Genomic DNA, 13,024 nt, shown 5'->3' with positions numbered 1-13,024 from the left:
CAGTCTGGATTGAGGTGAAAAGCCCGCGATGAACAAAGAAATTTTGGCTGTTGTTGAAGCCGTCTCCAACGAGAAATCACTGCCGCGTGAGAAGATTTTCGAAGCGCTGGAAAGTGCACTGGCTACAGCAACCAAGAAAAAATACGAGCAAGAGATCGATGTTCGCGTAGAAATCGATCGTAAAAGCGGTGACTTCGATACCTTCCGTCGTTGGGTAATCGTTGAAGAAGTGACCCAGCCGACGAAAGAGATCACGCTGGAAGCTGCCCGTTTTGAAGACGAAAGTCTGAACGTGGGTGACTATGTTGAAGATCAGATTGAATCTGTTACCTTCGACCGTATCACAACTCAGACCGCTAAACAGGTTATCGTGCAGAAAGTGCGCGAAGCCGAGCGCGCGCTGGTTGTCGATCAGTTCCGCGATCAGGAAGGCGAGATCATCACCGGCGTGGTGAAGAAAGTGAACCGCGACAACATCTCTCTGGAGATCAAATCCGAAGGGTTGCCGGGTAACGCTGAAGCCGTGATCCTGCGTGAAGATATGCTGCCGCGTGAAAACTTCCGCCCAGGCGACCGTATTCGCGGCGTTCTGTACGCGGTACGCCCTGAAGCGCGTGGTGCACAGCTGTTCGTGACCCGTTCTAAACCAGAAATGCTGGTAGAACTGTTCCGTATCGAAGTACCGGAAATCGGTGAAGAAGTTATCGAGATTAAAGCGGCAGCTCGCGATCCGGGCTCCCGTGCGAAAATTGCGGTGAAAACCAACGACAAGCGTATCGACCCGGTCGGTGCTTGCGTCGGTATGCGCGGTGCGCGTGTCCAGGCAGTGTCTACTGAGCTGGGCGGCGAACGTATTGATATCGTTCTGTGGGATGACAACCCGGCGCAGTTCGTGATCAACGCAATGGCTCCAGCTGATGTGGCGTCTATCGTTGTTGACGAAGACAAACACACCATGGATATCGCTGTTGAAGCGGGCAACCTGGCGCAGGCGATCGGCCGTAACGGTCAGAACGTACGCCTGGCGTCACAGCTGAGCGGCTGGGAACTCAACGTGATGACCGTTGATGACCTGCAGGCTAAGCATCAGGCTGAAGCCCATGCGGCGATCGATACCTTCACTAAATACCTCGACATTGACGAAGACTTCGCCACTGTTCTGGTTGAAGAAGGTTTCTCTACGCTGGAAGAACTGGCCTATGTGCCAATGAAAGAGCTGCTGGAAATTGACGGTCTGGATGAACCAACCGTTGAAGCCCTGCGTGAACGCGCTAAAAACGCACTGACCACCCTGGCACTGGCTCAGGAAGAAAGCCTTGGCGATAAGAAGCCGGCTGATGACCTGCTGAATCTGGAAGGTCTTGATCGTGCGATTGCGTTCAAGCTGGCTGCCCGTGGTGTTTGTACGCTGGAAGATCTCGCTGAGCAAGGCGTTGATGACCTGGCTGATATCGAAGGTTTAACCGACGAGAAAGCCGGCGAGCTCATCATGGCCGCACGTAATATTTGCTGGTTCGGCGACGAAGCGTAATAAACTGTAGCAGGAAGGAACAGCATGACTGATGTAACTGTAAAATCGCTGGCTGCTGAGATTCAGACCTCCGTGGACCGCCTGGTACAGCAATTTGCTGATGCAGGGATCCCGAAGTCCGCTGATGACTCGGTGACCGCGCAAGAAAAACAAACCTTGTTAACGCACCTGAACCGTGAACACGGCTCTACGCCTGACAAGTTAACGCTGCAGCGCAAAACGCGCAGCACGTTAAATATCCCTGGTACCGGTGGCAAAAGCAAATCGGTACAAATTGAAGTCCGCAAGACGCGCACCTTTGTAAAACGTGATCCGCAAGAGGCAGAACGCCTTGCCGCGGAAGAGCAGGCACAGCGTGAAGCGGAAGAACAAGCTCAGCGTGAGGCGGAAGCAGCCGCCAAACGTGAAGCAGAATTAAAAGCTGAACGTGAGGCCGCAGAAAAAGCGAAACGCGACGCAAGTGATAAAGTGAAGCGTGACGCTGCGGAAAAAGACAAAGTGAGCAATCAACAGACAGACGAAATGACCAAAACCGCCCAGGCTGAAAAAGCCCGCCGTGAAAATGAAGCTGCCGAGCTGAAGCGTAAAGCGGAAGAAGAAGCCCGCCGTAAGCTGGAAGAAGAAGCTCGCCGCGTCGCCGAAGAAGCGCGCCGTATGGCTGAAGAAAACGAGAAGAATGGTGTGAATACCGTTGAGCCGACTGAAGACACCAGCGACTATCACGTGACCACTTCTCAGCATGCGCGTCAGGCTGAAGATGATAACGACCGTGAAGTTGAAGGCGGTCGTGGCCGTGGCCGTAATGCAAAAGCTGCGCGTCCGGCGAAAAAAGGCAACAAGCACGCTGAATCTAAAGCTGACCGTGAAGAAGCACGCGCGGCCGTTCGCGGTGGTAAAGGCGGCAAGCGCAAAGGTTCCGCGCTGCAGCAGGGCTTCCAGAAGCCAGCTCAGGCCGTTAACCGTGACGTCGTGATTGGCGAAACCATCACCGTTGGCGAACTGGCGAACAAGATGGCGGTTAAAGGCTCTCAGGTCATCAAAGCGATGATGAAGCTGGGCGCAATGGCGACCATCAACCAGGTCATCGACCAGGAAACCGCACAGCTGGTTGCCGAAGAGATGGGCCACAAAGTTATCCTGCGTCGTGAAAACGAGCTGGAAGAAGCGGTAATGAGCGACCGTGACACAGGTGCTGCGGCAGAACCGCGCGCACCGGTAGTGACCATCATGGGTCACGTTGACCACGGTAAAACCTCTCTGCTTGACTACATTCGCTCTACCAAGGTTGCCTCTGGCGAAGCGGGTGGTATTACGCAGCACATCGGTGCATACCACGTAGAAACTGACAACGGTATGATCACCTTCCTGGATACCCCAGGCCACGCCGCGTTTACCTCTATGCGTGCTCGTGGTGCTCAGGCGACGGATATCGTTGTACTGGTTGTTGCTGCAGACGACGGCGTGATGCCGCAGACCATCGAAGCTATCCAGCACGCGAAAGCGGCCGGTGTGCCGGTTGTGGTTGCCGTGAACAAGATCGATAAGCCAGAAGCGGATCCCGATCGCGTTAAAAACGAACTTTCCCAGTACGGCATCCTGCCGGAAGAGTGGGGCGGCGAAAGCCAGTTCGTACACGTGTCTGCGAAAGCGGGTACCGGTATCGACGAACTGCTGGACGCGATCCTGCTGCAGGCCGAAGTTCTGGAGCTGAAAGCCATCCGTAACGGTATGGCGAGCGGTGCGGTTATCGAATCCTTCCTGGATAAAGGACGTGGCCCGGTTGCTACCGTTCTGGTTCGTGAAGGTACGCTGCACAAAGGCGATATCGTTCTGTGCGGTTTCGAATACGGTCGTGTTCGTGCGATGCGTAACGAACTGGGTCAGGAAGTGCTGGAAGCGGGTCCGTCCATTCCAGTGGAAATCCTGGGTCTGTCCGGTGTTCCGGCTGCCGGTGACGAAGTGACCGTTGTACGTGACGAGAAGAAAGCGCGTGAAGTGGCACTGTATCGTCAGGGCAAATTCCGTGAAGTTAAGCTGGCTCGTCAGCAGAAATCTAAACTCGAGAACATGTTTGCCAACATGACCGAGGGCGAAGTTCACGAAGTGAACGTTGTTCTGAAAGCCGACGTTCAGGGTTCTGTGGAAGCGATCTCCGACTCCTTGCTGAAACTGTCTACCGACGAAGTGAAAGTGAAGATCATCGGTTCTGGCGTAGGTGGTATCACCGAAACCGACGCGACCCTGGCCGCTGCGTCCAACGCTATCCTGGTTGGCTTCAACGTTCGTGCGGATGCCTCTGCGCGTAAAGTGATTGAAGCTGAAAGCCTGGATCTGCGTTACTACTCCGTCATCTATAACCTGATCGACGAAGTGAAAGCAGCGATGAGCGGCATGCTGTCTCCTGAGCTGAAACAGCAGATCATCGGTCTGGCTGAAGTACGTGACGTGTTCAAATCACCGAAATTCGGTGCGATCGCGGGCTGTATGGTTACCGAAGGTAACATCAAGCGTCACAACCCAATCCGCGTACTGCGTGACAACGTGGTTATCTACGAAGGCGAGCTGGAATCCCTGCGCCGCTTCAAAGATGACGTCAACGAAGTCCGTAACGGCATGGAATGTGGTATCGGCGTGAAGAACTACAACGACGTTCGCGTTGGCGATATGATCGAAGTGTTCGAGATCATCGAAATTCAGCGTACCATCGCATAATCTTCGTCGACTGAAGATTGGCTGACGTAGGCCGGGTAAGCGAAGCGCCACCCGGCAATAATTTCAAAAAGGGGCTTTAGCCCCTTTTTTGTCTGGAGAATTTATTATGGCGAAAGAATTTGGTCGCCCTCAGCGCGTAGCGCAGGAAATGCAGAAAGAGATCGCACTCATTCTGCAACGTGAAATTAAAGACCCGCGCGTCGGCATGATGACCACCGTGTCCGGTGTCGAAATGTCCCGCGATCTGGCGTATGCAAAAGTGTTCGTCACCTTCCTGAACGATCAGGACGAAGCGGCCGTGAAAAACGGCATTAAAGCGCTGCAGGAAGCCTCCGGCTTCATCCGCTCTCTGCTCGGTAAAGCGATGCGCCTGCGTATCGTGCCTGAACTGACCTTCTTCTACGACAACTCGCTGGTCGAAGGTATGCGTATGTCCAACCTGGTGACCAGCGTGGTGAAACATGACGACGAGCGTCGTGTTAACCCGGCGGACGACAGCAAGGAGGACTGATGAGTCGTCCTCGTCGTCGCGGTCGCGACGTGCATGGTGTGCTGCTGCTGGATAAACCCCAGGGTGCATCCAGCAACGACGTGCTGCAAAAAGTGAAGCGTATTTATAACGCCAACCGGGCGGGCCACACCGGCGCGCTCGATCCGCTGGCAACCGGCATGCTGCCGGTATGCCTGGGTGAGGCGACAAAGTTTTCCCAGTACCTGCTCGACTCCGATAAGCGCTACCGCGTTATCGCTAAGCTGGGCCAGCGCACGGATACCTCCGACGCGGATGGCCAGGTCGTGGAAGAGCGTCCGCTGACCTTCAGCGCGGAGCAGCTTGACGCTGCGCTGGAGAGCTTCCGTGGGGACACGATGCAGGTGCCGTCGATGTATTCGGCGCTGAAATATCAGGGCAAGAAACTCTACGAATATGCACGTCAGGGCATTGACGTCCCGCGTGAAGCCCGTCCGATTACCGTGTATGAGCTGCTCTTTATTCGCCATCAAGGTGATGAGCTGGAGCTGGAAGTGCACTGTTCGAAAGGGACCTATATTCGCACCATCATTGATGACCTCGGCGAAAAGCTGGGCTGCGGCGCGCATGTGATTTACCTGCGCCGTCTGGCGGTGAGCAAATACCCGGTGGAGCGGATGGTAACCCTGGAACATCTTCGCGAGCTGGTTGAGCAGGCGGAAGCCCAGGGGATCGCGCCGGCAGATTTGCTGGATCCCCTGCTGATGCCGATGGACAGTCCGGCAGCGGACTTCCCGATTGTTAATCTTCCTTTAACATCGTCCGTTTACTTTAAGAACGGCAATCCGGTTCGCACGGCACAAGCGCCGCAGGAAGGACTGGTGCGCGTGACTGAAGGTGACGAAGGGAAATTCATCGGGATGGGCGAAATGGATGGCGAAGGGCGCGTTGCGCCGCGTCGTCTGGTCGTCGAATATCCGGTCGACGCATGACGGTGATAACGGCTCACCTTGCGATAAGCAGGGGAGACGAGTAGAATATCGCCGCTTAACGCCTGGTAAATTGTTTAACAATCTGCGGGGCGTACATGGGGTCGCTGAATTAGAGATCGGCACCCTTACATTCTTTATACTTTGGAGTTTGAAAATGTCTCTAAGCGTTGAAGCTAAAGCTAAAATCGTTTCTGAGTTTGGTCGTGGTACTAACGACAGCGGTTCTACCGAAGTTCAGGTTGCACTGCTGACTGCACAGATTAACCACCTGCAGGGTCACTTTGCAGAGCACAAAAAAGATCACCACAGCCGTCGTGGTCTGCTGCGCATGGTTTCTCAGCGTCGTAAACTGCTCGACTACCTGAAACGTAAAGATGTTGCACGCTACACCGCGCTGATCGAGCGTCTGGGTCTGCGTCGCTAAGTCTTGCGAGTTTCAGAAAAGGGGGCCTGATGGCCCCTTTTTTCAACCAGACGGCAGCAATTCACTGGAAACTATTGTATTGTTGCTATAAATGATCTTCATTGCAGAGGTTCGCGCGGCTAATGAGAGGCTTCACCCATGGGGGTGTTGGTTGTCATTAGTCGCGAGGATGCGAAGAAGGTCGGGTTAAATCGACAGCACGCCGGTGGTGTGCTGTCAAACATTTAAGAAAGGACAGAACTTTGCTGAATCCGATCGTTCGTAAATTCCAGTATGGTCAACATACCGTGACACTGGAAACCGGCATGATGGCTCGTCAGGCTACTGCTGCCGTTATGGTAAGCATGGATGACACCGCGGTATTCGTTACCGTTGTTGGCCAGAAAAAAGCTAAACCAGGTCAGGACTTTTTCCCGCTGACCGTTAACTACCAGGAGCGTACCTACGCTGCCGGTAAAATCCCGGGTGGTTTCTTCCGTCGTGAAGGCCGTCCAAGCGAAGGCGAAACCCTGATCGCGCGTCTGATTGACCGCCCGGTTCGTCCGCTGTTCCCGGAAGGCTTCGTTAACGAAGTACAGGTTATTGCGACCGTTGTTTCCGTTAACCCACAGGTTAACCCGGACATCGTTGCGATGATCGGCGCGTCCGCTGCCCTGTCACTGTCTGGTATTCCATTCAATGGCCCAATCGGTGCCGCACGCGTTGGCTACATCAACGACCAGTACGTGCTGAACCCGACTCAGGAAGAGCTGAAAGAAAGTAAGCTGGACCTGGTGGTTGCGGGTACTGAAGCCGCTGTGCTGATGGTTGAATCCGAAGCTGAACTGCTGAGCGAAGACCAGATGCTGGGCGCGGTGGTCTTTGGCCACGATCAGCAGCAGATCGTTATCCAGAACATCAACGACCTGGTGAAAGAAGCCGGTAAGCCACGTTGGGACTGGCAGCCAGAAGCGGCAAACGACGCGCTGAATGCACGCGTTGCGGCGCTGGCAGAATCTCGTCTGAGCGACGCGTACCGTATCACCGACAAACAGGAGCGCTATGCTCAGGTTGATGCGATCAAATCTGACGTGACCGCGATCCTGGTTGCCGAAGACGAAACGCTGGACGCTAACGAAATTGGCGAAATCCTGCACGCTATCGAGAAAAACGTTGTTCGTAGCCGCGTTCTGGCAGGCGAGCCGCGTATCGATGGCCGTGAAAAAGACATGATCCGTGGTCTGGATGTGCGTACTGGCGTGCTGCCACGTACTCACGGCTCCGCGCTGTTCACCCGTGGCGAAACGCAGGCGCTGGTTACCGCGACCCTGGGTACCGCTCGTGACGCACAGATCATCGACGAACTGATGGGCGAGCGCACCGACAGCTTCCTGTTCCACTACAACTTCCCTCCGTACTCCGTAGGCGAAACCGGTATGGTTGGCTCGCCGAAGCGTCGTGAAATTGGTCACGGTCGTCTGGCGAAGCGCGGCGTGCTGGCAGTGATGCCAGAAGCAGACAAATTCCCGTACACCGTACGCGTGGTGTCTGAAATCACCGAATCCAACGGTTCTTCTTCCATGGCTTCCGTGTGTGGTGCTTCTCTGGCGCTGATGGATGCAGGCGTGCCGATCAAAGCCGCCGTTGCGGGTATCGCAATGGGCCTGGTGAAAGAAGGCGACAACTTCGTTGTTCTGTCTGACATTCTGGGTGACGAAGACCACCTGGGCGATATGGACTTCAAAGTGGCGGGTTCCCGCGACGGTATCTCTGCGCTGCAGATGGATATCAAAATTGAAGGTATCACCAAAGAGATCATGCAGGTTGCGCTGAATCAGGCTAAGGGTGCGCGTCTGCACATCCTGGGCGTAATGGAACAGGCTATCAACGCGCCACGTGGTGATATCTCTGAATTCGCACCGCGCATTCATACCATCAAGATCAATCCAGACAAGATCAAAGATGTTATCGGTAAGGGCGGTTCCGTTATCCGTGCGCTGACCGAAGAGACCGGCACCACCATCGAAATCGAAGATGACGGTACTGTGAAGATCGCAGCAACCGACGGCGAGAAGGCGAAATTCGCTATCCGTCGCATCGAAGAGATCACTGCAGAGATCGAAGTGGGCCGCGTCTACGCAGGTAAAGTGACCCGTATCGTTGACTTTGGCGCGTTCGTTGCCATCGGTGGCGGTAAAGAAGGTCTGGTTCACATCTCTCAGATCGCTGACAAGCGCGTTGAGAAAGTGACCGATTACCTGCAGATGGGTCAGGAAGTACCGGTTAAAGTTCTGGAAGTTGATCGCCAGGGCCGTATCCGTCTGAGCATTAAAGAAGCAACCGAGCAGTCTCAGCCAGCTGCTGCGCCAGAAGCACAGGCAGCAGAACAGCAGGGCGAGTAAGTTGCCATTTGCCCTCCGCGTTGCGGAGGGCCTATTATCAGGCAGGACGCCTTGTTAAGCCGCCGGGGGACAGGACGTTCATCCAATAGTTGTCTTCGGGAGTGGGAAATGAAGCCTTTTTTGCGCTGGTGTTTCGTTGCGACAGCTTTAACGCTGGCAGGATGCAGCAACTCTGCCTGGCGTAAGAGCGAAGTCCTCGCAGTGCCATTGCAACCGACTTTGCAGCAAGAAGTGATTCTGGCACGCATGGAACAAATACTTGCCAGTCGGGCTTTAACCGATGACGAACGCGCACAGCTTTTATATGAGCGCGGAGTGTTGTATGATAGTCTCGGTCTGAGGGCATTGGCGCGAAATGATTTTTCACAAGCGCTGGCTATCCGACCTGATATGCCTGAAGTATTCAATTACTTAGGCATTTATTTAACGCAGGCAGGCAATTTTGATGCTGCCTATGAAGCGTTTGATTCTGTACTTGAGCTTGATCCAACTTACAACTACGCGCACTTGAATCGCGGTATCGCATTGTATTACGGCGGTCGTGATAAGTTAGCGCAAGATGATCTGCTGGCGTTTTATCAAGACGATCCTAATGATCCTTTCCGTAGCCTGTGGCTTTACATCGTTGAGCGGAAGCTCGATGAGAAGCAGGCAAAAGAGGCCCTGAAACAGCGCTTCGATAAATCGGACAAGGAACAGTGGGGATGGAACATTGTCGAGTTCTACCTGGGCAACATTAGCGAAGCAACGCTGATGGAACGCCTCAAGGCGGACGCAACGGATAACACCTCGCTCGCTGAGCATCTCAGTGAAACCAACTTCTATTTAGGTAAGTACTACCTAAGTCTGGGGGATATGGACAGCGCTACGGCACTGTTCAAATTAGCGGTTGCTAACAACGTACACAACTTCGTTGAGCACCGTTATGCATTGTTGGAATTATCGCTCTTGGGCCAGGAGCATGACGACCTGGCAGAATCGGACCAGCAATAGCTGACGACATAAACATCAGCCCGTAATCTTTTGATTGCCATCACCTTAACTGGTGAGGGCGTTGTTGTTCGTCAATACACCTACTTTGAGCCGGTTCACACTTTTCAATGAAAATTGCTAATCATTTTCACGATGAGCTAAGTAGACTGGCCGCCATTGACATTGAGGCACTCGTACTACATGGCTGAATTCGAAACCACTTTTGCAGATCTGGGCCTGAAGGCTCCTATCCTTGAAGCCCTTAACGATCTGGGTTACGAAAAACCATCTCCGATCCAGGCTGAGTGTATCCCACACCTGCTTTCTGGTCGTGACGTGCTGGGCATGGCCCAGACTGGTAGCGGTAAAACTGCAGCATTCTCGCTGCCGCTGCTGAACAACATCGATCCGGACCTGCGTGCACCGCAGATCCTCGTTCTGGCTCCAACCCGTGAACTGGCTGTTCAGGTTGCAGAAGCCATGACGGAATTCTCTAAACATATGCGCGGCGTAAACGTGGTAGCCCTGTACGGCGGCCAGCGTTATGACGTGCAGTTACGCGCCCTGCGCCAGGGCCCACAGATTGTTGTCGGTACGCCGGGCCGTCTGCTGGATCACCTGAAGCGCGGTACCCTGGATCTCTCTAAACTGAGCGGTCTGGTACTGGATGAAGCAGATGAAATGCTGCGTATGGGCTTCATCGAAGACGTTGAAACCATCATGGCGCAGATCCCAGACGGTCATCAGACCGCGCTGTTCTCTGCCACCATGCCGGAAGCGATCCGTCGTATCACCAAGCGCTTCATGAACGATCCTCAGGAAGTGCGCATTCAGTCCAGCGTCACCACTCGCCCGGACATCAGCCAGAGCTACTGGTCTGTGTACGGCATGCGCAAAAACGAAGCGCTGGTACGTTTCCTGGAAGCGGAAGATTTTGATGCGGCGATTATCTTCGTTCGTACCAAAAACGCGACCCTGGAAGTGGCTGAAGCCCTGGAGCGTAGCGGCTACAACAGCGCAGCGCTGAACGGCGACATGAACCAGGCCCTGCGTGAGCAGACTCTGGAGCGCCTGAAAGACGGTCGTCTGGATATCCTGATTGCAACCGACGTGGCAGCACGTGGTCTGGACGTTGAGCGTATCAGCCTGGTTGTGAACTACGACATCCCGATGGATTCCGAGTCTTACGTTCACCGTATCGGCCGTACCGGTCGTGCGGGTCGTGCTGGCCGCGCGCTGCTGTTCGTTGAGAACCGCGAGCGTCGCCTGCTGCGTAACATCGAACGCACCATGAAGCTGACCATTCCAGAAGCGGACCTGCCAAACGCAGAGCTGCTGGGCAAACGCCGTCTGGAAAAATTCGCCGCGAAAGTACAGCAGCAGCTGGAAAGCAGCGATCTGGATCAGTACCGCGCGCTGCTGTCGCAGATTCAGCCTGTTGCTGAAGGCGAAGAGCTGGATATGGAAACCCTGGCTGCAGCACTGCTGAAAATGGCTCAGGGCGAACGTAGCCTGATCGTGCCACCCGATGCGCCGATGCGTCCTAAACGTGAATTCCGTGACCGTGACGATCGCTTCGAACGTCGTGGCGACCGTAACGATCGTGGCCCACGCGGTGACCGTCCAGAGCGTGGTGGTGAAGACCGTCCACGTCGTGAACGTCGTGACGCGGGTGACATGGAACTGTACCGCATTGAAGTGGGTCGTGATGATGGCGTTGAAGTTCGTCACATTGTTGGCGCGATCGCTAACGAAGGCGACATCAGCAGCCGTTACATCGGTAACATCAAGCTGTTCGCATCCCACTCTACCATCGAGCTGCCAAAAGGCATGCCGGGTGAAGTACTGCAGCACTTTACGCGTACCCGTATCCTGAACAAGCCGATGAACATGCAGCTGCTGGGCGATGCACAGCCACGTCCTGACCGCGGCGGTGAACGTCGTGGCGGTGGTCGCGGCTTCGGCGGCGAGCGTCGTGAAGGCGGTCGCAGCGAAGGTCGCGGTGGTGAAGGTCGTCGTTTCTCCGGCGAGCGCCGCGAAAGCCGTGGTCCACGTCGTGAAGAAGGCACCAGCCGTCGTCGTTTTGGTGACGCGTAAGCCTTAAGCTTCTGACGTAAAGTAAAATATACAGCCCCGATACATGCTATCGGGGCTTTTTTTATTCCCTTTGTACTCTTGTACTGGTACAGTGCGTCACATTAACATGCTTCCCGCATAATTGACTGGAGAAAAGGCTGTATGGCGACACTAACCACCACCCAAACGTCACCTTCGCTGCTTGGCGGCGTGGTGATCATCGGCGGAACCATTATAGGTGCCGGGATGTTCTCCCTGCCCGTGGTCATGTCCGGTGCGTGGTTCTTCTGGTCGCTGGCCGCGCTGGTCTTTACCTGGTTCTGTATGCTCCATTCCGGGCTGATGATCCTCGAAGCCAACCTGAACTACCGCATTGGCGCGAGCTTCGACACCATCACCAAAGACCTGCTGGGCAAAGGCTGGAACCTGGTTAACGGTCTGTCCGTTGCCTTTGTGCTCTATATCCTGACCTACGCATATATTTCGGCGAGCGGTTCGATTCTGCATCACACCTTCTCTGAGATGTCGCTGAACGTTCCGGCGCGTCTGGCCGGGCTGTGCTTTGCGCTGGGCGTGGCGTTTATCGTCTGGATGAGTACAAAAGCGGTAAGCCGGATGACGGCAATCGTACTGGGCGCGAAGGTCATCACCTTCTTCCTGACCTTCGGCAGCCTGCTGGGGCACGTGACGCCCGCCACGCTGTTTAACGTTGCCGAAGTGAATACCTCCTACACGCCGTACCTGCTGATGACGCTGCCGTTCTGTCTGGCGTCGTTCGGCTACCACGGTAACGTGCCGAGCCTGATGAAGTACTACGGCAAAGATCCGCGCACCATCGTGAAGTGTCTGGTTTACGGCACGCTGCTGGCGCTGGGGCTGTATGTGATTTGGCTGCTGGGGACGATGGGCAACATCCCGCGTCCGGAGTTTATCGGCATTGCCCAGAAGGGCGGCAACATCGACGTGCTGGTGCAGGCCCTGAGCGGCGTGCTGAACAGCCGCAGCCTGGATCTGCTGCTGGTGATCTTCTCTAACTTTGCGGTGGCGAGCTCTTTCCTCGGCGTGACGCTGGGCCTGTTCGACTACCTGGCGGATCTGTTTGGCTTTGATGATTCCGCGCTGGGGCGCTTCAAAACCGCGCTGCTGACCTTCCTGCCGCCGATTGTGGGCGGCCTGCTGTGGCCGAACGGCTTCCTGTACGCCATCGGCTATGCAGGGCTGGCGGCAACCATCTGGGCGGCGATCGTGCCCGCGCTGCTGGCGCGTAAATCACGTAAACGCTTGGGTAGCCCGAAATTCCGCGTCTGGGGCGGCAAGCCGATGATTGCGCTAATCCTGGTGTTTGGGGTGGGCAACGCGCTGGTGCACGTGCTGTCGAGCTTTAACCTGTTGCCGGTATATCAGTAAAACGTGCGGCTTGCCCCCTCACTCCGCCCCTCTCCCAAAGGGAGAGGGAGCAAAGCAAAA

General features: G+C 55.1%; 10 protein-coding genes. All 10 read left to right on the top strand.

All coding sequences use genetic code 11. From position 1 onward, the window contains the following. Positions 1 to 28 precede the first annotated feature (28 nt). The 10 genes from nusA (at position 29) to mtr (ending at position 12,964) form a co-directional block, all read left to right on the top strand. Positions 29 to 1,531 (top strand): transcription termination factor NusA, encoded by a 1,503-nt coding sequence (nusA, locus tag L6R44_RS13300; RefSeq protein ID WP_003861798.1) that lies wholly within the window; start codon positions 29 to 31, stop codon positions 1,529 to 1,531. Between the two features lie 24 nt (positions 1,532 to 1,555). Then, positions 1,556 to 4,243 (top strand): translation initiation factor IF-2, encoded by a 2,688-nt coding sequence (gene infB / locus L6R44_RS13295; RefSeq protein WP_237424491.1) that lies wholly within the window; start codon positions 1,556 to 1,558, stop codon positions 4,241 to 4,243. A 106-nt stretch (positions 4,244 to 4,349) separates the two neighbouring features. After that, a complete protein-coding gene (rbfA, locus tag L6R44_RS13290) occupies positions 4,350 to 4,754 on the top strand; it encodes a 30S ribosome-binding factor RbfA (protein WP_003024988.1) in 405 nt (134 codons plus the stop codon). Next, positions 4,754 to 5,704 (top strand): tRNA pseudouridine(55) synthase TruB, encoded by a 951-nt coding sequence (truB, locus tag L6R44_RS13285; RefSeq protein WP_237424490.1) that lies wholly within the window; start codon positions 4,754 to 4,756, stop codon positions 5,702 to 5,704. The genes rbfA and truB overlap by 1 nt, the downstream gene beginning before the upstream one ends. A 154-nt stretch (positions 5,705 to 5,858) precedes the next feature. Next, on the top strand, positions 5,859 to 6,128 hold the full coding sequence (gene rpsO, locus L6R44_RS13280; RefSeq protein WP_003861789.1) for a 30S ribosomal protein S15: 270 nt from the start codon (positions 5,859 to 5,861) through the stop codon (positions 6,126 to 6,128). A gap of 242 nt (positions 6,129 to 6,370) precedes the next feature. Next, positions 6,371 to 8,509 (top strand): polyribonucleotide nucleotidyltransferase, encoded by a 2,139-nt coding sequence (pnp, locus tag L6R44_RS13275; RefSeq protein WP_442876507.1) that lies wholly within the window; start codon positions 6,371 to 6,373, stop codon positions 8,507 to 8,509. A 108-nt stretch (positions 8,510 to 8,617) separates the two neighbouring features. After that, on the top strand, positions 8,618 to 9,502 hold the full coding sequence (nlpI, locus tag L6R44_RS13270) for a lipoprotein NlpI (protein ID WP_032642338.1): 885 nt from the start codon (positions 8,618 to 8,620) through the stop codon (positions 9,500 to 9,502). A gap of 107 nt (positions 9,503 to 9,609) precedes the next feature. Beyond that, positions 9,610 to 9,690, top strand: a complete 81-nt coding sequence (gene yrbN, locus L6R44_RS25020) for a protein YrbN (protein ID WP_100122156.1) — start codon at positions 9,610 to 9,612, stop codon at positions 9,688 to 9,690. Next, complete coding sequence (locus L6R44_RS13265) at positions 9,683 to 11,578, top strand: DEAD/DEAH family ATP-dependent RNA helicase (RefSeq protein WP_237424489.1); 1,896 nt, start codon at positions 9,683 to 9,685, stop codon at positions 11,576 to 11,578. The genes yrbN and L6R44_RS13265 overlap by 8 nt, the downstream gene beginning before the upstream one ends. A gap of 141 nt (positions 11,579 to 11,719) precedes the next feature. Next, positions 11,720 to 12,964 (top strand): tryptophan permease, encoded by a 1,245-nt coding sequence (gene mtr, locus L6R44_RS13260; protein ID WP_237424488.1) that lies wholly within the window; start codon positions 11,720 to 11,722, stop codon positions 12,962 to 12,964. Positions 12,965 to 13,024: the final 60 nt, after the last annotated feature.

Source organism: Enterobacter cloacae complex sp. ECC445, from assembly GCF_021892025.1.
GTDB lineage: Bacteria > Pseudomonadota > Gammaproteobacteria > Enterobacterales > Enterobacteriaceae > Enterobacter > Enterobacter chengduensis.
This window is presented reverse-complemented; position numbering and strand designations above follow the sequence as displayed.